This is a genomic window from Amycolatopsis sp. NPDC052450, from assembly GCF_044547565.1.
Classification (GTDB): Bacteria; Actinomycetota; Actinomycetes; order Mycobacteriales; family Pseudonocardiaceae; genus Amycolatopsis.
The window spans coordinates 1-19,207 of record NZ_JBIUAQ010000045.1; the positions used below are offsets into that span (position 1 = coordinate 1).

The 19,207-nt window shown below is 69.1% G+C and carries 17 protein-coding genes; 9 read left to right on the forward strand and 8 right to left on the reverse strand.

The window, feature by feature from the left end; all coding sequences use genetic code 11:
- Positions 1-239: 239 nt before the first annotated feature.
- A complete protein-coding gene (locus tag ACIHAO_RS39855) occupies positions 240-566 on the reverse strand; it encodes a DUF4873 domain-containing protein (RefSeq protein WP_396566984.1) in 327 nt (108 codons plus the stop codon).
- Complete coding sequence (locus ACIHAO_RS39860) at positions 563-1,342, reverse strand: TetR/AcrR family transcriptional regulator (RefSeq protein WP_396566986.1); 780 nt, start codon at positions 1,340-1,342, stop codon at positions 563-565. Before ACIHAO_RS39860 ends, ACIHAO_RS39855 begins: the two co-directional genes overlap by 4 nt.
- A gap of 50 nt (positions 1,343-1,392) precedes the next feature.
- Between ACIHAO_RS39860 and ACIHAO_RS39865 the strand changes: the two genes are divergently transcribed.
- Together ACIHAO_RS39865 and ACIHAO_RS39870 are read left to right on the forward strand one after the other, a co-directional pair.
- Complete coding sequence (locus ACIHAO_RS39865; protein ID WP_396566988.1) at positions 1,393-2,301, forward strand: diiron oxygenase; 909 nt, start codon at positions 1,393-1,395, stop codon at positions 2,299-2,301.
- Positions 2,298-3,221 (forward strand): alpha/beta fold hydrolase, encoded by a 924-nt coding sequence (locus ACIHAO_RS39870; protein ID WP_396566990.1) that lies wholly within the window; start codon positions 2,298-2,300, stop codon positions 3,219-3,221. The genes ACIHAO_RS39865 and ACIHAO_RS39870 overlap by 4 nt, the downstream gene beginning before the upstream one ends.
- Before the next feature lie 206 nt (positions 3,222-3,427).
- Here the strand turns inward: ACIHAO_RS39870 and ACIHAO_RS39875 are convergent, their stop codons facing one another.
- Positions 3,428-3,964 carry a carboxymuconolactone decarboxylase family protein gene (locus tag ACIHAO_RS39875; protein WP_396566992.1) on the reverse strand — a complete coding sequence of 179 codons (537 nt, stop codon included), beginning with the start codon at positions 3,962-3,964 and terminating at the stop codon, positions 3,428-3,430.
- Positions 3,965-4,147: 183 nt separating this feature from the next.
- Between ACIHAO_RS39875 and ACIHAO_RS39880 the strand changes: the two genes are divergently transcribed.
- Positions 4,148-5,569, forward strand: a complete 1,422-nt coding sequence (locus tag ACIHAO_RS39880; RefSeq protein ID WP_396566994.1) for an amidohydrolase family protein — start codon at positions 4,148-4,150, stop codon at positions 5,567-5,569.
- Positions 5,570-5,638: 69 nt separating this feature from the next.
- Here ACIHAO_RS39880 and ACIHAO_RS39885 read toward each other — a convergent pair whose 3' ends face one another.
- Positions 5,639-6,262, reverse strand: coding sequence for a TetR/AcrR family transcriptional regulator (locus ACIHAO_RS39885; protein WP_039922912.1), 624 nt, complete (start codon positions 6,260-6,262; stop codon positions 5,639-5,641).
- A gap of 321 nt (positions 6,263-6,583) precedes the next feature.
- Here ACIHAO_RS39885 and ACIHAO_RS39890 point away from each other — a divergent pair, with 321 nt between their 5' ends.
- The 3 genes from ACIHAO_RS39890 (at position 6,584) to moeZ (ending at position 9,993) form a co-directional block, all read left to right on the forward strand.
- Positions 6,584-7,441: an alpha/beta fold hydrolase gene (locus tag ACIHAO_RS39890; protein ID WP_396566997.1), complete on the forward strand. Its 858-nt coding sequence runs from the start codon at positions 6,584-6,586 to the stop codon at positions 7,439-7,441.
- Between the two features lie 81 nt (positions 7,442-7,522).
- On the forward strand, positions 7,523-8,698 hold the full coding sequence (locus ACIHAO_RS39895) for a DUF3152 domain-containing protein (RefSeq protein ID WP_396566999.1): 1,176 nt from the start codon (positions 7,523-7,525) through the stop codon (positions 8,696-8,698).
- A 116-nt stretch (positions 8,699-8,814) separates the two neighbouring features.
- Positions 8,815-9,993, forward strand: coding sequence for an adenylyltransferase/sulfurtransferase MoeZ (gene moeZ / locus ACIHAO_RS39900; RefSeq protein ID WP_396567001.1), 1,179 nt, complete (start codon positions 8,815-8,817; stop codon positions 9,991-9,993).
- A gap of 138 nt (positions 9,994-10,131) precedes the next feature.
- Here moeZ and ACIHAO_RS39905 read toward each other — a convergent pair whose 3' ends face one another.
- Positions 10,132-11,076 carry a hypothetical protein gene (locus ACIHAO_RS39905; RefSeq protein ID WP_396567003.1) on the reverse strand — a complete coding sequence of 315 codons (945 nt, stop codon included), beginning with the start codon at positions 11,074-11,076 and terminating at the stop codon, positions 10,132-10,134.
- Between the two features lie 105 nt (positions 11,077-11,181).
- On the opposite strand from ACIHAO_RS39905, the gene ACIHAO_RS39910 reads away from it, so the two are divergent.
- The gene (locus tag ACIHAO_RS39910) at positions 11,182-11,979 is read left to right on the forward strand and encodes a TIGR02569 family protein (RefSeq protein WP_396567005.1); all 798 of its coding nucleotides are present in this window, start codon (positions 11,182-11,184) and stop codon (positions 11,977-11,979) included.
- 1 nt (position 11,980) lies between these two features.
- On the opposite strand, the gene ACIHAO_RS39915 is transcribed toward ACIHAO_RS39910, so the two are convergent.
- From ACIHAO_RS39915 to ACIHAO_RS39925, 3 genes are read right to left on the reverse strand one after another with little or no spacing between them, the layout of a single operon-like run.
- Positions 11,981-14,224 (reverse strand): FtsX-like permease family protein, encoded by a 2,244-nt coding sequence (locus tag ACIHAO_RS39915; RefSeq protein WP_396567007.1) that lies wholly within the window; start codon positions 14,222-14,224, stop codon positions 11,981-11,983.
- Positions 14,221-14,901: an ABC transporter ATP-binding protein gene (locus ACIHAO_RS39920; RefSeq protein WP_396567009.1), complete on the reverse strand. Its 681-nt coding sequence runs from the start codon at positions 14,899-14,901 to the stop codon at positions 14,221-14,223. The genes ACIHAO_RS39915 and ACIHAO_RS39920 overlap by 4 nt, the downstream gene beginning before the upstream one ends.
- A 15-nt stretch (positions 14,902-14,916) precedes the next feature.
- Positions 14,917-15,441, reverse strand: a complete 525-nt coding sequence (locus tag ACIHAO_RS39925; RefSeq protein WP_396567011.1) for a PadR family transcriptional regulator — start codon at positions 15,439-15,441, stop codon at positions 14,917-14,919.
- 248 nt (positions 15,442-15,689) lie between these two features.
- Between ACIHAO_RS39925 and ACIHAO_RS39930 the strand changes: the two genes are divergently transcribed.
- Positions 15,690-17,759 carry a molybdopterin oxidoreductase family protein gene (locus ACIHAO_RS39930; protein ID WP_396567013.1) on the forward strand — a complete coding sequence of 690 codons (2,070 nt, stop codon included), beginning with the start codon at positions 15,690-15,692 and terminating at the stop codon, positions 17,757-17,759.
- Entirely contained in the window at positions 17,756-19,183 is a 1,428-nt protein-coding gene (locus tag ACIHAO_RS39935) for an FAD-dependent oxidoreductase (protein WP_396567015.1), read from the forward strand. The genes ACIHAO_RS39930 and ACIHAO_RS39935 overlap by 4 nt, the downstream gene beginning before the upstream one ends.
- Positions 19,184-19,207 lie beyond the last annotated feature (24 nt).

The following is a 19,207-nucleotide window of genomic DNA, read 5'->3' on the forward strand; positions in this document are numbered from 1 at the left end:
GGGGCCCCCACGGGGCGGGGTCTCCGGAGGTGGGGGTGGTTTATGGGGGGGTTCTTTGGCTTGGGGGGGGGGGGTTGTTTTGGGCCCTTTCACCGACCAAACCCCCCCCCGCTCGGTTGTGCCTGGGCGACCTCACGACCCGCGCCTTATCGCCGCTGACCTGCGGAAAGAGAGCAAGGGACCTTTGCTGTCACCTGGCGGCGATAGCAAAGGTCCCTTGCTCACCCGCGGGTCAGCGGTCAGGCGTTGAGTTCGTTCAGTTCTTCCAGTGAGGTCGGCACGTGGAAGGGCGGCGTGCTGGTGCCCATGATGCGGTAGCGGTCCCACGGGTCCGGGTCGGAGAGTTCGCCCTTCGCGCTGTACTCGCCCGCGCGGATCTCGACGGAGGTCTTCTTACCGCCGGCGGCCGCGGACACCTGCTCGTTCGTGGCCACGCGGCCGTACCAGCGGTAGTACCCGTCGATGGGCTGGAAGTAGCCCCGCAGGTCGACCGTCGTGGCGATCTCGGTTCCGTCGATCACGAGGACCGCTTCGCCGGAGTAGCCGTCTTCGTCGTGCTCGCTCATTGCCCCTCCGCCTGCTTTTCCTGGGTCTTCCGCATTTGGACGACCTTGTTCTCTTCGAGCGGCAGATTGGGATCGATGACGATGCCCTGCTGCCGGGAGAGGCCGTCGATCGCGGCCCAGATGATCTGTGTCAGGTATTCGACGACGCTGTCGCGGCCCATCGAGCGCCGGTCCAGCCACCATTCGCCGGTGCTCTGCACCATGCCGACGATGCCGTGCGCCCACGGTTCGGCGGCGCCGGAGTCCATGTTGAACATCCGCATGTAGTCGCCGAGCAGCGCGGTGAGCGCGGTGGCGATCAGTTCCTTGTCCTCGGCGACGACGTCGGATTTGACGACCACCTTCTCCTGGAGGCCGCCGCGTGCGAGCAGGCGGTACAGGTTCGGGTGCTCTTCGATGACGCTGAAGAACGCGTCGAGCGCCATCCGGATCCGGGGGACCGGGGCAAGCTCGGAGTTGATGGCCGGGATCAGCCGCTGGAAGAGGATCTCCGTGCCGCGCTGCCCGAGCGCGACGTACAGATCCGCCTTGTCGTCGAAGTGCCTGTACAACACGGGTTTCGTGACGCCCGCTTCGGCGGCGACGTCTTCCATGCCGAGGTCCGGCCCGTGCGTGTCGAGCGCGCGGAGGGCCGCTTCGACGAACTCCGCTCGGCGCGCGATCCGGTGTTTGCGCCAGCGGTCGCGACGGGCGTCGCCCGTGTCGGCCTCACCCGCGGTGGGGTGCTTGCTCGACTGCTTGCTGTTGCGCTTGACACGTTCGATCACCCCAGTCATGCTACCAGAGGTAACTGTTACCGCGAGTTACAGATAGGGGTGTGTCGGCAATGACGCGGGCGCTGAAGGAAACAGACCGGGAGAAGACAGCCGAGCGGCTGCTCAAGTCCTCCGCAAACAAGTTCTACGACCCCGACGTCGACATCGACTGGAACGCTCCGCTCGTGGAGGGGAAGCGCTTCATCCCGGCACATCGCTCTTCGCTCTACGGCACCGAGCTGTGGGATTCGCTGTCCGAAGAGCAGCGCATCGAGCTCGGCAAGCACGAGGTCGCGAGCGTCGCCACCACAGGACTGTGGTTCGAAATCCTCCTGATGCAGATGCTGCTCAAGGAGGTCTACGAGCAAGACCCCACCAGCTCGCACGCCCAGTACGCGCTGACCGAGATCGCGGACGAATGCCGTCACTCGACGATGTTCGCGCGGATGGCCTCGCGGATCGGCTGCCCGTCCTACGGGCCGGTGCCCTGGCTGCGGCGGCTGGCGAAACTGATGCCATCGATCAGCTACGGCCCCGCGCGGTACGGCGCGATCCTCGTCGCCGAAGAGGTCCTCGACCGGCTTCAGCGCGAGCAGATGAACGACCCGGACATCCAGCCGCTGGTGCGCATGGTGAACCGGATCCACGTGCTCGAGGAAGCCCGGCATGTCACCTTCGCCCGCGAAGAGGTCACTCGCGGAATGGCGAAACTGTCGAAGAAGGAAATCCTCTACCAGCAGTTCATCATCGCGGTCATTTCGTACTTCGTGACGCGGGCCTTCATCAACCCGAACGTCTACAAGGCCGTCGGTATCCGGCCGCGCGACGGCGTCGAAGCCGCGCTGAACAACCCCAACTGGCGCGAAAGCATCCAGTGGGCCGGCGAGAAGATCATGCCGTTCCTGCAGGAATCCGGTCTGGTCGGCAAGCCGGGCATGTACTTCTGGCGCAAGTCCTTCCTGCTGCCGGGGAAGCGATGAAGAGCGTCAAGCAGCGTGACGCCGTCTCGTGGGACCCGTCGCGGGAACACCGGTTCGTGACCGGCGACGGCACCGCGCTGCACGTCGAGATGAGTGGTCCGGCCGACTCCGAACTCACCCTGGTACTCGTGCACGGCTGGACCCAGGACCACCGGACCTGGGACGGCGTGGCGTCGCGGCTCGGCGACTCCGTGCGGATCCTGCGCTACGACCTGCGCGGTCACGGCGGTTCCGCGCCGGCGAAACCGGGGACGGCCACGATCCCGACCCTCGCCGACGACCTCGCCGAACTGATCGAGGACCGCGTCCCGAACGGTCCGCTCGTGCTCGCCGGGCACTCCATGGGCGGCATGACGATCATGGAACTTTCCCGCAGGAATCCCGATCTGGTGGACCGGCGCGTCGCAGGGGTCGCGTTCGTCGCCACATCGTCCGGTGAGATGGACCGGATCACCCTCGGCCTGCCGGGGATCGCCGGCAGCGGCGCGGCGAGGTTCGAACGGAGGCTCGCGAAGCTGCTCGCGAAGAACCGCCGGGATGCCTTGCCGTTGCCGCTGTCGGTGGTGCGGCCCGGCGCGCGGCTGCTCGTCTTCGGGCGGCGGCCTCAGCGGGCCGACGTGGACTCGGTCGCCGAACAGTTGCTGTGCGCGCATCCGGCGAGCGTCGCCGGATTCCAGGACGCGATCTCCCGGCACGACTGCCGGGTCACGCTGGCCGCGCTGCAGGGCAAACCGGTGATCGTGCTGGCGGGGGAGCGGGACAGGCTCTGCCCGCCTCCGCACGCCAAGGTCATCGCCGACGCGCTGCCGGAGGCCGAATTCGTGCGCTACCCGGGGGCCGGGCACATGCTGCCGCAGGAACGAACGCAAGAGGTTTCGGACCGCATCGCGGCACTCGTCCGCCGCGCCGCGAGGGTCTGAAAGCGGGAGCAAGGGACCTTTGCTATCGCTCCTCTCGACATTGAGAGAAGCGGTAGCAAAGGTCCCTTGCTCTCTTTTTGCAGCTCAGGGTTCGGGTGGGGCGCTTGAGGATGTCGCGAAAGCCACTTTCGGGACGTCAGGCGTCGCGAAAGTGGCTTTCGCGACGCACCGGTGCGGCCGGCGAGAGCAAAGGTCCCTTGCTCTCCTCAGAGGCCCGTGTAGCCGGTTTCCAGGAGGCGGACGCCCGCCTCCCGATAGGCATCCTGGTCGTCGATGGCGATCGTGGCCAGCCCGTCGACGTAGCGGTTGAACATGCAGAAAGCGGCCGCGATCAGGACGGTGTCGTGGATTTCGACGTCCGTCGCGCCCTCCGCGCGGGCGGTCTCGATCAGCTCTTCGCTCACGGATTTCCCGCTTTCGCGGACTGCGAGCGCGACGTGCAGAAGCGACCGCACCTTCGACGGCACGGGTGCGCCGTCGATGTCCTTCCAAGCCGCTTCGACGACCGGCATGCCCCCTTCGAGCGCTTCGGCGGCGACCGCGCCGTGACTGCGTGAGCAGAACGTGCAGTCGTTGCCGCGCGAGACGACCGCGGCGATCAGTTCCCGCTCGCCGACGCTGAGGCTGCTCGGGCCGCGAAGCAGGACCTCGGCGAGTTGCCCGAGCGGAGCCGCCGTCTCCGGCCGGTAGGCGAACAGGGCGGTGATGCCGGGCAGGTTCTCGTCGAGCGCGATGTGGGGCATGGTGACTCCTCGCGGATCGGGACGCGGTCGCTTGATTCATAGCCGAACCGCGGCTCTGCCCGGTGCCGCTGGATGGTCCAAGGTGCCGCCTGGATGGTCCAAAGCGAGAGCAAAGGTCCCTTGCTCTCGCCGGAGGCGCTAGCGTGATCTCGCAACGCTGCTTTCGACTGGGGAGTTGGAACGATGAAACAGCGCGGATCCATCCTGTCCGTTTTCACCCTCACCCTCGCCGTTGTCCTCGGCGCCGCCCTGCTCACCGGCATCGGCGGCGACACCACCGAAGCCGGGAGCGACGCGGAGTTCGCCGGCGCCGGCCGGGTCGTCATCCGTGACGCCTCGATGGTGCTCACGATGGACCCGAGTCTCGGCGAAGGACCGCTCGGCGCCCTCGCCGACGCCGATGTCGTGCTGGAGGGCACGAAGATCGAACAGGTCGGCAAGGACCTCGACGCGGGCTCCGCGAAGGTCGTCGACGGCCGCGGCAAGATCGTGCTGCCCGGATTCGTCGACCTGCACAACCACCTGTGGCAGTCGCTCATCCGCGGCTGCGCGGCCGACAAGGAACTCATCGGCTGGCTCGGCAAATGCGTCATCCCGTTGTACCGCGCGCCGGTGACCGACGCGGACGCGTACGCGGGCACGAAACTCGCGGCCGCCGACGTCGTGTCGACCGGCATCACCACGGTCACCGACTGGTCGCACGCGTTCAACATCGACTTCGCCAAGGGCGGTCTCCGCGCGCTCGGCGAGTCGAAGCTGCGGTTCCTCTACTCGTACAACGGCACCACCGATCCCGCACTGCAGAACGAGATCCGCCGGGTGAAGCGCGAGGTCATCGATCCGAATCCGTTGGCGCGCTTGCAGATCGGCACGCATCCGTCCACCGGGAACTTCCCGAGCGTCGACGCTTCGGAGAAGCTCGCGCGTGAACTCGGCGTCGCGCTGAACGTGCATCTGCTCGAATCGAAGGCCGACCTGACCGCGGGGCAGATGGACGCGCTCCGGCGGGCGAACGCGCTGCACCCCGGGCTGGTGGCGAACCACGTCATCCAGGCCACCGACGCCGACCTCGACGAACTCGCGGCCGCGGGGGTCGGCGTGGTGCACAACCCGCTGTCGAACATGCGGCTCGCGTCGGGGGTGATCCGGCTGCCGGAGATGAAGAAGCGGTCGATGAAGGTCGGGCTCGGCCTCGACGGCGGCACCAACGACACGAGCGACATGTTCAACGTGATGCGCGCGGCCGTCGGCCTGCAGCGGGCGACCAGGACGGATCCGGCGGTCTACCCGACCACGGCGGACGTGCTCCGGATGGCGACGCTCGGCGGCGCGGAAGCGCTCGGGATGGACAAGGAGATCGGGTCGCTGACGCCGGGCAAGCGGGCGGATCTCCAGCTGGTCGACGCCCAGGCGGTCAACTTCGCGCCGAAGGTGGACTGGGTGAATCAGCTGGTCTTCAACACCCAGCCCGCGAACGTCTCGTGGGTGTTCGTCGACGGCCGCGCCCTCAAGCGCGAAGGACGCGTTGTCGGGATCGACACCGCGAAGGTCGTCGCCGACGCCCAGCTCGCCGCCGACCGCCTGAAGAAGCTCCTGCCCCAGTGACCAGTGACCCCACGCAATTCGTCACCTACTTGCGATCGGGATGAACGCAAGTAGGTGACGAATTGCGGGTCAGTGCTGCAGCGGGAAGCCGCCGCCGATCCCTCGCCAGGCGAGGTTGGCGGTGAGGGCGACGGCCTCTTCGCGGCTCATCGACTTGTGGTGCGCCAGCCAGAACCGCGCGCTGACCTGCGAGAGTCCCACGAGGCCGACCGCGAGCAGCCGTGCCTTGTCCTCGTCGAGGCCCGCGTCGGCGGTGATGGTCTCGGTGATCGCGTCGACGCTGGCCGACGTCGCCCGGTCCACCGCCTCCTGCACGGCGGGCTCGCCGCGAAGGTCGGACTCGAAGACCATCCGGAACGCGCCCGCGTCGTTGTTGACGAAGTCGAAGAACGCGCCGACGGTCGCCGGCACGCGCTGCTTGTTGTCCGTCGTGGAGTCGAGCGCGTCCTTGACCCGCCGCACCAGTTCGTCGACGTGGCTCTCCAGCAGCGCGATGTAGAGGTCGAGCTTGCCGGGGAAGTGCTGGTAGAGGACCGGCTTGCTGACCCCGGCCTCTTCGGCGATCTCGTCCATCGCGGCGGCGTGGTAACCGTTCGCGGCGAACACCCGCTGAGCGGCGGCCAGCAGCTGGGCGCGGCGTTCCGTTCTGGGCAGGCGGACACCTCGTGCCTGCAGTCGCGCCATTTCTGTCATCGTTCCTCCAGTTCGAGGCACTCGTCTCCGCCGAGAACGCATCAGCCTTGTTCGAGGCGATCCTTACCGCCGAGAACTCGTCAGCGCAGTCGAGCGGGCTCCGCCGGGCGGGGTCACCGCCGCGTGAAGTGACCTCGAGATTACTCGCCGGTACAGCCGGACCGCCAAGGGTCGGGCATCCTTGGTGCTGTGTCTTCTCCAGTTTCCCGTGCCGCCGGGGGCCGCCCGCCGTTGACCCACGTACCGCTGTCGCGCAGGTCGTTGCCGTCGCTGGACCCCGCGCCGCCGCCGTGGCCCGGGGAAACAATAGGTGTCGGCGGGGTGAAATTGCACATCCGCCGGACCCCGGGCGGTCCGGAGACGGCCGTCTACGTCCACGGGCTCGGCGGCTCGTCCACGAATTGGACCGATCTCGCCGCCCTCCTGGCGCCCCAAGCGGCAGGTACTTCGGTCGATCTGCCGGGGTTCGGCTACTCGGAGCCGCCCGACGCTTTCGACTTCAGCCTCGACGCGCACGCCGAGATCGTCGCGAGCCACATCGAGAGCCTCGACGGCGGGCCGGTGCACCTGTTCGGCAACTCGATGGGTGGAGCGGTCGCGCTGCTCGTCGCGGCCCGGCATCCGGAACTGGTGAAGACGCTGACGCTGATCTCGCCGGCGATGCCGGATCTCCGTCCCAGCATGAAGCGGTTGTCCGATCCGCGGATGGCGTTCGCGTATCTGCCGCTGATCGGCCCGCGGGTGCGCCGTCAGCTGGCCGCGCTGGGTCCACGCGAACGCGCCATGCAGGTCATCAAGCTCTGCTTCGCCGACCCGGGCCGCTTCGCTGAAAGCAGGCTGGACGAGCTTGAAGAGGAGCACAGCGCTCGCGCCGCCTTCGCCTGGGCCGCCCCCGCGCTCGCTCGCAGCACGTTCGGCATCTTCCGGACGTGGTCCGCGCGCGGTCCCGCGTCGTTGTGGGCCGTCGCGCCGAACGTCGCCGCGCCGACACTTGTCGTCTGGGGGCAGCACGACCGGGTGATCTCCGTCCGGCGCGCGGAGCGCACCGCTCGGCTACTTCCGCACGCCCGGTTGCTCGTTCTCCCCCGAACCGGCCACGTGGCGCAGATGGAACGCCCGAATGTCGTAGCGCGGGCCGTTTTGGGCATGTGGGAATCGGTCGAATCGGGCAGCTGGTAGCCCACTCGGGTGGGCAGGACACGCCGCGCGAAGCGCCGGTCGCTCACAACATCACAGTTCGGTTATGGCACCCTGGTTCCCGTGGACCGGGTTAAGCAAGGCGCGCAGGGCGAAGGACGGCGGTCTCAGTACTCCGCCTCCGGTCGTCGTTCGCCGCGTACCCAGCCTCGGACGTCCGACGCGCCGCGCACCGGCCAGTACCGGCCGACACCGCCGCCCTCGCAGCGGCTCGACGAGGACCGCTACCGCCCCGGCGGCCGCCGGACCAGCGCCCAGCCGCTCAGCGCGTCCTGGAAGCCGCACGAGCCCGGCACCGCCAAGTCCAAGGCGCGCAAGAGCAAGGGCGGCATCGGCCACTTCGCCAAGACCTACGGCTGGCGCGTGTACGCGCTGCCGATCCTCGTGGTGATCACCGCGCTGGTCGTGTTCAACACCGCCACCGGTCCGCCCGAGCCGATCCCCACGGACGGGGCGAGCCTCGCTTCGGCCGATGGATCCGACGGCTCCGCCGGCAACGGCGGCGAGCCGGGCGCGGGTGTCGACGGGGGCGGCGACGTCCTCCCGGAGAATCCGGCCAAACCGGTCGATCTCAAGATCCCGACCGCGGATCTGCCCAAGGGCGACCCGTTCACCGAGTCCGGTCAGGGCACCTATCACGTGGTGCCGGGCAAGGGGGAGAAGGTCGGGACGGGACAGCTGTTCACCTACACCGTCGAGGTCGAGGACGGTATCGATCCGGTCAGCTATGGCGGTGACGACAGCTTCGCCGTGATGGTGGAGGGCACGCTGTCCAACGCCAAGAGCTGGACGTGGGACGGCAAGAAGGCGCTCCAGCGGGTCGACGCGAGCTACCCGAACCCCAGCTTCCGGGTGAGTCTCACCACACCGAACACGACGCATCGCGCGGACGTCTGCATGTTCCAGATCACCTACGAGACCTCGTGCTACCGGTCGAGTTTCGACAAGCGCGTGGTGATCAACCTCGCCCGCTGGGTGCGCGGAGCGATGGCGTTCGAGAGCGACATGGTCGGGTATCGCCAGTACGCGATCAACCACGAGGTCGGGCACGCTCTCGGCGGAAAGCACGTGGGCTGCCAGGTCAACGGCGGGATCGCGCCGGTGATGATGCAGCAGACGTTCGGCGTCTCCAACGACTTCGTGGCGCAGCTGAACAATCTCCCCGGCGGTGACCGCGGGAAGGTGCCCGCGGACGGCAAGGTCTGCAAACCCGGCTCCTGGCCGAACCAGACACCCTAGTCCCGCCATCCCATCTGCTGGAATTTCCCAGGATCTGAAACAGGGGAAGTCGTTTCCGCCTGTCGGTGTTGTAGATACTGGGATGCGACCGCGATCCACGCGAGATGGAGGACCCGATGTCAGGCACGCTGCCGCCGCTCGTTGAGCCGGCCGCCGAGCTCACCAAGGAAGAGGTGGCCCGGTACAGCCGTCACCTGATCATCCCGGACGTCGGGATGACCGGGCAGAAGCGGCTGAAGAACGCCAAGGTGCTGGTCATCGGTGCCGGCGGCCTCGGCAGCCCGGCGCTGCTGTACCTGGCCGCGGCCGGGGTCGGCACGCTCGGCATCGTCGACTTCGACGAGGTCGACGAATCGAATCTGCACCGCCAGGTCATCCACGGCCAGTCCGACATCGGCAAGCTCAAGGCGGCGTCCGCGCAGGAGTCGCTCGCCGAGATCAACCCGTTCGTCAAGGTGCACCTGCACACCGACCGGCTCGAGTCGTCCAACGCGCTGGAGCTGTTCGAGCAGTACGACCTGATCCTCGACGGCACCGACAACTTCGCGACGCGCTACCTGGTCAACGACGCCGCCGTGCTCACCGGCAAGCCCTACGTGTGGGGCTCGATCTACCGGTTCGAGGGGCAGGCGAGCGTGTTCTGGGAGAACGCGCCGAACGGCAAGGGGCTCAACTACCGCGACCTCTACCCCGAGCCGCCGCCGCCCGGCATGGTGCCGTCGTGCGCCGAGGGCGGGGTGCTGGGCGTGCTGTGCGCGTCGATCGGCTCGATCATGGTGAACGAGGCGATCAAGCTGATCACCGGCATCGGTGAGCCGCTGCTGGGCAGGCTCGTCAGCTACGACGCGCTCGAGATGAAGTATCGCGAGGTCAAGATCCGCAAGGATCCGGAGACCCCGAAGATCACCGAGCTCATCGACTACGAAGCCTTCTGTGGCGTCGTGTCCGACGAAGCAGCTTCGGCCGCTTCGGGGCACACGATCACGCCGGCGGAGCTCAAGGCCAAGTTCGACAACGGCGACAACTTCGCCCTCATCGACGTCCGCGAGCCGCACGAGTACGAGATCGTGAACATCAAGGGCGCGACGCTCATCCCGAAGGACAAGATCCTCTCGGGCGAGGCGCTGTCGGAATTGCCGCAGGACAAGCCGATCGTGCTGCACTGCAAGTCGGGCGCGCGTTCGGCGGAGGCACTCGCGGCGCTGCACCAGGCCGGGTTCAAGGACGCGACCCACCTCGGCGGCGGCGTGCTTGCCTGGGCGCGGCAGATCGACCAGAGCCTGCCGACTTACTGAGGGTTTTTGCTGGGCCTGGGGTGCGGGCGATAGCAAAGGTCCCCTGCTCACTTCTTGCCGATGCCGTGAGGGCCTCCTTCCCTACCCTGAAGGTAGTGAAGGAGGCCTTCACGGACTCTGGTTCCCTCAAGGGGGCCTTCACGGACCGGACCCGCCCGCGAAGATCGCCCGCACGAAGGTCGTGAATCCCGCAACGACGTCCTTCCGGTTCCCGTGGGGCGACTTCGGGACGGCGGCGATGATCTCGGCGTCGGTCAGCGGATGGGTCTTCGCGGCCAGTTCGCGCAGTTCCTCGGGTTTCCAGTTGTGGTTGCCCGCGACGTGCACCGAAAGCGTGCCGCGCCGCTGGATGAACTCGATGCGGTCCGCGTTCCGCCGGAGGAACTCGCCGTCGCCGACTTGGGCACACGTCGCGTTCGAGAGGCGCCAGGTGGTCTTCACCGACGTCTCGCAGTTGTCGACGGCGTCGGTCGCGAAGGTCCAGACGGGCGAGATCCACAGTTGGGGCGCGTACTCGACGATCAGCGCTCCGGAGTCTTCGGTCGTTTTGGTCGGGAGCCGTCGAGGACCGAGGTCGGCCGCGAGGGTGCGGTCGCGCGGAACACCGGTCACGGCCAGCCGCCGGGTGGCGGTGTCTTCGGGCAGGGCCGCGGGAACGGCGATCCCGCCCGCGATCAGCGCGATCAGGAGGAGCCCGGCGATGGCCCGGATCCGGAGGTCGTACGCGAACAGCCCCGCGACGAGCAGCACCGGCACCCCGAGGAACGGCACCGCGAACCAGGAATCGAACGCCTCCGCCACCTCCACCACGAAGATCGCGCCGAGAACGCCGGAAATCCCGGTCGCGAAGGCCCACACCAGCCGGGGCCAGGGTTTCGCGACGGCAGGAAAGGCTTCCGGCGCGGCGAATCCGACGAGGTAGACCACGCCGATCGACACGAGCGGTACCGGCGACGCGAGCCAGGGAGCGTGCAGGAACGCGGCGAGCGGGAGCAGCAGGCCCACGGTGCCCGCGCCCAGAGTGCCGGCCAGCCACAGAGAGCCGAGCGCGAGGGCGGTGCGCTGCGCCGTTCGGGGGATCACGGTCGAAGAATGGCAGGTCAGAAGCGATCCTGTCTTGAGTATCGCTACTCAACACCAGCGCGTCTTCTCGTTCGTGGCCCGGAAGACGGGGTAACGTCCCGAGCCGTGCGTGCCACCCTTGAAAGCCCTCCGGAACACGTCTGTTCGGCGTTCGGCGGACGTACCGGTGACGCGGAACCGCTGCCCGGCACCACCGCCTGGCGCTACAACGATCTCGTGCTCAAGCCCGTCGTGGACAAGTCGCGGACGCTGTGGACGGCGCGGGCGCTGGAGGCCATCGACGAGCCGGGGTTGCGGGTCGCGAAGCCCGTTCGGTCCAGCGACGGCCGGTGGGTGGTCGGCGGCTGGTCGGCGAACCGATTCGTGTCCGGTACGGCCGAGCACCGCTACGACGAGGTCGTGCACGCGGCGGTCAAACTGCATCGTGCGACGGCCGGGTTGCCGCGGCCGGATTTCCTGGGGCGGCGCACCGATCTCGAGGCGCTGGCCGACAAACTCGCCTGGGGTGAGGCGGACCTGTCGCTCGACGAGAACAAGGGCGGCCGCTGGTTCGAGGTGCTGGCGGGTTCCCGAAGACCGGTCAAACTGCCGGACCAGGTCGTGCACGGGGAGCTTCTCGCCGGCGTGCTGTTCGACGGCGACGCGGCCCCCGGCATCGTCGATTTCGTGCCTTACTACCGGCCGGGTGAATGGGGCGCCGCGATCGTCGCGGTCGACGCGCTGGCCTGGGGCGGCGCCACCATCGATCTTCTCGAACGCTGGGCGCATCTGCCCGAATGGCCCCAGCTTCTCCTGCGGGCGATCCTCTTCCGGCTCGCCGCCAACGCCCTCGACCCGCGGTCGACCCGGGCGGCGCACGACGGACTCCGTGCCGCCGCCCGGGACGTGAGCGCCGTGCTGTAGGTCACTCGGTGCGCAGGTTCTCCGCCTTCGCCGCCGAGCGCACGGACGGCACCGTCGACGCCGTCACCAGCAGCACCATCGCGACCGCCGCCGCGATGAGCATCCCCACCGCGGACCAGTCGACGTACAGCCCGTCCCAGAACAGCCGCCTGCCCAGCGCGGCGACCGCGATTCCGGTCGCGGTGGCGACCACGATGCCCAGCAGCAGCGGAATCCCGTTCTGCCACAACAGGGACCGGACGATCACCCGAACCGGCACGCCGGTGGCCGACAGTGCCCCGAGCGCCCGGCGCCGTTCCCGGACCTGTTCCTGGGCGAGCACCAGCAGGCTCACCCCTGCCAGCAGCAGGATGCACAACGCGCCGCCGAACAGGATGTTCCGCACGTCGTCGTACATCCGGGCCTCGTCGGAGGCCCGCTTTTCGTTGGCGGACGCCACGGCGACCTGTCCGCTGTACGGCGCCACCGAGTTCCGCACGAGTTCGACGAAGTCCGGATTCCCGGTCGTCCCACGCAGGCTCACCGTGACCGGCGCGGCGGCCAGGTCGACGCCCGCCATCGCGGCAGGCGTCGCGAGCACGTGCGGCTGGAGCTGCTCGGCGAGCCCCGACGGCTTCCCGCCGAGCGGGCGGGGCGTGGCAGGAACGGTCCACGCCCGCTCCTGCTTGTCGTTGTCGGTGAGCTTCACCGACTGTCCTTTGTGGAGAGAGGCCGGGGCGGCGAACACGTCACCGTCGCGGCATCCGGTCGCGGTGGTGACCGCTTCGATCGTGGCGCAGTCGGCGACGGCGAGCGAGGACAGCGCGCTGTCCACCCGGTTCGCGTCGACGAGCATCGAACGCATGGTCTGGAAGTCGGCCGCGCCGGGCACCGTGCGGACCGCGGCGATCGCCTGGTCGGCCACCGAGCCGTCGGCATGGACGGTGATCCGGTCGTCGGTCTTCTCCTGGTAAACGGCCGTCAGAGACACCTGGCCCGCCAACAGGCTCTGCAGCGCGATCGCCCCGGCGAGCACCACGCAGAGACCCGCGACCACTCGAGCCGGGGTCCCGCTGTCGTTCCGCAGACGGCGGATCGCGAGCTGGAACGACGGCGGCCCGCCCTTGATCCGGGTGACGACGCGCTCCAGCAGCCACGGCAGCATCGCGGGTATCCCGAGCATCAGCAGCACAGCACCGGCGATCAGCGCCATCCGGCCGAGTTCAGTCGCGACGCTGAAATCCGGTGCTATCAAAGCGATTCCGGCGACGATCGGCAGCAGCCGCCACCACAACCGGCGCTGGGGCGGGGTGGTCTCGCGGACGACTCCGAGCGGTTCGACGACCGTATGCCGTTGGGCCGCCCAAGCCGTCGCGACGGTCAGGGTGGGGACCACGAGCGCGATCAGCACCACCAGCGGCCACGGCGGCGTCAGGTCCTTCGGGTACACCCCGAACCGGAACACCTGGAAGTCCGCCACCGCGCCGCGGAAGAGCAGGAACGCCGCCGCGCCGGCGATCGAGCCCGTCACGGCGCCCACGAGGGATTCCGCCGCGGTGATCCGGTGCAGCTGCTTGAGGGACGAGCCCGCCAGCCGCAGCGCGGCGAGCCGCCGGTCACGGGCCGCGCCGCCTAGCCGGGAGACCGTCCCGACGAAGATGAACACCGGCGTGAGCAGGACGAAGAGACCGATCAGCAGCAGCGAGAGGATTCCCCGTTCGAACGGCGTTTCGTAGCCGGGAGGGGAACCGAAGGCATAGATCGCGACGCCGTTCCGCGGATTGCCCGTGCCGGCGTAGACGACGAGATCGTTCGGATTGAGCACGGCTTCCGCGTCGATGATCCCGACCGGCTTGCCGGGCAGACGGGGCCGCAGCAGGCCACTGGTGTCCGTCGTGACGAGTTCGTCGAGCTTCGGCGAAAGGAAGACCTCGCCCGGTGCGGGCAGCCGGTCGACCCCCGGCGGGATCGGCGAGTTCGGCCCGGTGGCTTGAAGATGGACGAGCGAGATCGCCTGACCGCGGAAGTCGGTCGTCGTCGCGTGGTAGTTCAGCGGTGCGACACCCGGGATCTGTTCGTACCGCGGGGAAGCGGCGTACGCCCGCTGATCGCGGTTCTCCTTGACGGTGCCCGCGGAGGCGCCGATCAGGAGGACCGCGACCGCGAGCCCGATGCCGACCGTGCTCAGGACGAGCCTGACGATCGAGCCCCGGCCGCCCCCGACGGCCAGCCGGAACCCCAGCAGCAGGTCTTCGCGCCCGGTCATCGGGTGACCACCGGCTCGCGGGTCCGGCCGTCTCGCACGATGACCTCCCGGTCGGAGTAGGCGGCCACCCGCGGTTCGTGGGTGACCAGGACGACGGCGGCGTCGGTCTGCTTCGCCGTCTCGGACAGCAGGCGCATGACCAGCTCACCGCTGAGCGTGTCCAGCGCGCCGGTCGGTTCGTCGGCGAAGATCACCGACGGTTCGGTGATCAGCGCCCTGGCCATGGCGACCCGCTGGCTCTGCCCGCCCGAAACCTGGCCGGGTGTGCTGTCGTCGGAGTCGCCGACTTCCAGCCGGTCGAGCCAGTCCCGCGCGATCCGCTCGGCGGGACGGCGTTTCATCCCGCCCAAGCGCAGCGGCAGCGCGACGTTCTCCAGGCAGGTCAGCTCCGGGACGAGCTGCCCGAACTGGAAGACGAAACCGAATTCGGTGCGGCGCAAGGCGCTGCGTTCGGCGTCGGCCATGGCCGCGAGATCACGCCCGCGGAACAGCACCTGGCCTCCGTCGGGCCGCAGGATGCCGGACAGGCAGTGCAGCAGTGTCGACTTCCCGGACCCCGAGGGCCCCATGATCGCGACGATCTCGCCGGCTTCGAGCGTCAGCCCGGCCCCGGCCAGCGCCTGATTCGGGCCGAAGGCCTTGTGCAGGCCGAGCCCGTGTAACAACGGTGTTTCCACTGTGTGGTCCCCAGATCAGCGCGTCAGCTGGCGCGCGAGGTCGTCGAGACGGGCGGCGGTGAGTTCCAGCCACCGCAGATCCGCTTCCAGGTGGAACAGCGCGTGGTCGCAGATCAGCTGGTCGGCGAGGTCGCCGTCGGTCTTGCGGGCGGTGAGCTCGCGCATGGTGCGCAGGTGGGAGCCGCGCTGGGCGTCGAGCAGATCCTGGGCACCCCGGCCGGACAGGAGTGCGAGCACGACCTTGGTGTAGAGCGTGTTCTGCAGGTAGACCGAGGGGTTTTCCGGGCTCTTCAGCCATTCCTCGACGTTGGTGACGCCCGCTTCGGTGATCGCGTAGCGCTTCCGGTCCGGACCGCCGCCCGCTTCGACGCCGTTCTCCTCGACCAGGCCGTTCTTCAAGAGCCGGTTCAGCGTCGAATAGACCTGCCCGTAGTGCAGTGGACGGTCTTGCCGGAACTGCCTGTCGTAGAGCTGTTTGAGGTCGTAACCGTGCTTGGGGCCCGCTTCGAGCAGGCCGAGCAGCGTGTTCCCGATGGACATGCGGGCGACTATACACAGTGTGTATACGCACCGTCTATACACTTCGTTCATAGTCGCAATTCGTCATCTACTTGCGGTCGTCGCCCGGGCGACGACCGCAAGTAGATGACGAATTGCGGGGGTGCGGTGACCTCACGGTGTGACGTCCATCGGCGGCGGTCAATGTCAAACGCCTGAAACATTCAGGACTTTCCAGGTAACACGGCCTACCTACCTTCAAGCGCTATCGACGCCTGGAGGAGGTGCCCGTGCCGCTCGCCGCCCCCACCGCGACCGCGGTGGACACGCACTGCCCGTACTGCGCCCTGCAGTGCGGGATGAGCCTCGACGGCGCCCGGGTCGCGCCGCGTGACTTCCCGGTCAACGCCGGCGGCCTGTGCCAGAAGGGCTGGACGTCGGGGGAGCTCCTCGCCTCGCCTTCCCGCCTGACGACGCCGCTGATCAGGGTCGACGGCGAGCTGCGGCCCGCGTCCTGGCCGCAGGCGCTCGACCTCGTCGCCCGGCGGCTCACCGAGATCCGCGCGGCCAAGGGTGCCGATTCGGTCGCCGTCTTCGGCGGCGGCGGGCTGACCAACGAGAAGGCGTACCTGCTGGGGAAGTTCGCCCGCGTCGCGCTGGGCACCTCGCAGATCGACTACAACGGCCGGTTCTGCATGTCGTCGGCGGCGGCCGCGGGGATCAAGGCGTTCGGCGCCGACCGGGGGATGCCGTTCCCGGTCACGGATCTCGCCGACGCCGACGCGGTCCTGCTCGTCGGCGCGAACCCGGCCGAGACGATGCCGCCGTTCACCCAGCACCTGAGGGGCGCGGACCTGATCGTCGTCGACCCGCGCCGCACCCCGACCGCCGAACTCGCCGGATTGCACCTCGCGCCCGCGCCGGGTACCGACCTCGCGCTCGCTCAGGGAATCCTGCACGCCGTCGTCGCCGATGGTCTGCTCGAACAGTCCTATGTGGACAATCGAACGAACGGCTTCGAGGAGCTGTGGCGCTCGGTCGCGGCCTGGTGGCCGGAGCGGGTCGAGCAGGTCACCGGGGTTTCCGCCGCGGATCAGCGCCGCGTCGCCGCCAAACTCGCCGCGGCCCGCAACGCCTACATCCTCACCGCACGCGGCACCGAGCAGCACGCCAACGGCACCGCGATGGTCAACGCCTGGATCAATCTCTCGCTCGCCCTCGGCCTGCCGGGGCGCGAGGGTTCCGGATTCGGCTGCCTGACTGGGCAGGGCAACGGCCAAGGCGGGCGTGAGCACGGGCAGAAGGCCGACCAGCTGCCCGGCTACCGCAAGATCGACGACCCCGCGGCCCGCGAGTACGTCGCCGGGGTGTGGGGTGTTCCGCCGGAATCCCTGCCGGGGCCGGGCCGCTCGGCCGTCGAGCTGCTGGAGGCGCTCGGCGGCGAAGACGGACCGAGCGCGCTGATGGTGTTCGGCAGCAACCTCGTCGTTTCCGCGCCCGGTGCGGGGAAGATCCAGGACAAGGTGTCCTCTTTGGACTTCCTGGTGGTCTCGGACCTCGTCCTGTCGGAGACCGCGGCGATGGCCGACGTCGTCCTGCCGGTCACGCAGTGGGCCGAGGAGGACGGCACGATGACCAACCTCGAAGGCCGGATCCTGCTGCGGCGCAAGGCGATCGACCCGCCGTTGGGTGCGAAGACCGATCTCTACGTGCTCTCCGAACTCGCCCGCCGGTTCGGCCAGCCCGACGGACGGTTCCCGGCGGACGCCGAGACCGTCTTCACCGAGCTCCGCCAGGCGTCCAAGGGCGGTGTCGCCGACTACTCGGGCATCACCTACGACCGGCTCCGGGACGGCGAGGCCCTCTACTGGCCCGTCCCGGCGGAATCGCATCCCGGCACGCCGCGGATGTTCCTCGACTCCTTCGCCCACCCGGACGGCCGCGCGCGGTTCGTCCCGGTGGACCACGTCGGCCCGGCCGAGCTGCCCGACGCCGAATTCCCCTTGCAGGCCACCACGGGCCGGGTCCTGCAGCACTACCAGTCCGGGGCACAGACCCGGCTGGTCAAGGAGCTGAACGACGTCGTAGCGGAGGCCTTCGTGGAAGTTCATCCCGACACCGCGGCGAGGGCGGGGCTGGCCGAGGGCGACCTCGCCGTCGTGCGCTCACGGCGCGGCGAGACCGTCGCCCGCGTCCGCTGCGTGGCGTCGCTGCGCCCCGACCTGGTGTTCCTGCCGTTCCACTTTCCCGGCGAGGGCAGGGCGAACCTGCTGACCAACCCGGCGCTCGACCCGACGAGCCGGATGCCCGAGTTCAAGGTGTGCGCGGTCGCGCTCGCCCCGGCCGAGGCCGTCGCGTGAGCCCCCGGTCGGTGGTCATCGCCGGATACGGGATGGCGGGCGCGCGGCTCGCGGACGAGATCCAGCGCCGTGATCCCGAAGGCGAACGTGTGCGGCTCACCGTCGTCGGCGCGGAGGAGCACACCGCCTACAACCGGGTGCTGCTCTCGTCGGTGGTCGCCGGGACCATGCGGCCCGAGGCCGTCCGGCTGCACGACGACGACTGGTCGTCCCGCACCCGCGCCGACCTGCGGCGCGGCGTCACCGCGACGTCGATCGACCGCGCGGAGAGGCGGATCCATCTCGACGACGGATCCACAGTGGACTACGACGCGCTCGTGCTCGCCACCGGCGCGAACCCGTGGATGCCACCGGTCGAGGGGCTCGAACCCGGCCCGGACGTGGTCGCGTTCCGCACCCTCGACGACTGCGCCCGCATCCTCGACGCCGCCAAACTGGGTGCCCCGGTCGCGGTCCTCGGCGGCGGCCTGCTCGGCCTGGAAGCCGCGCGAGGCCTCGCCGGCCGCGGAAACCTCGTCACCGTCGTGCATCCGATGCCGCACATCATGGAACGTCAGCTCGACGCGGAATCCGCACGGGTGCTGACCAGGAAGCTCGAAGAACTCGGCGTGGGCTTCCGGCTCGGCGTCGGGGCCGCGCGCTATGTCAGCGGCGACGGGCTCAAACTCGACGACGGTACGCACGTCCCCGCCGATCTCATCGTCGTCTCCACCGGTGTCCGGCCCGAGACGAAACTGGCCGTGGACGCCGGGCTGACCGTCGAGGGCGGCATCGTCGTCGACGATCTGCTGCGCACCAGCGACGGCCGGATCCACGCGATCGGTGACTGCGCGAAGCATCCGGGCGCGTTCGGCGGGCTCGTGCAGCCCGCGTGGGAACAGGCCGCCGTCGTCGCGGATCTGGTCACCGGCACCAAATCCGCGTCACGCTATCGCGGTACCCAGGCGGTGACGCGGCTCAAGGCGCGCGGCATCGACCTCACCGCGCTCGGCGAGACGATGACCGGCGCGGACGACCCGGCCGCCGAAGTACTCACCTTCAGCGACCCGGCGGGCTGCCGTTACGGCAAGCTCGTCATCCGCGAAAACCGGGTGGCCGGCGCGATCCTGCTCGGCCTGCCCGACGCGGCCGCGACGATCACGCAACTCTACGACCGGGGCACTCCGGTGCCCGAAGACCGGCTGGCGGTCCTTTTAGGACGCTCACTGCCGCCCGGGGCGCCGTCGGCGGCGAGCCCGGCCGATCTGCCCGCGTCGGCGGTCATCTGCCGCTGCAACGCGGTGACCAAGGGGCGGCTCGTCGAAGCGTGGCGCGGCGGCGCCACCGACGTCCCGGCCCTCGCCGGGGCGACCCGCGCGACGACCGGCTGCGGCGGCTGCAAGGACGCCGTCGGCGGGGTCGCGAAATGGCTGGCCGCCCAGTGAACCCGAACGCATCCACCAAGGAGG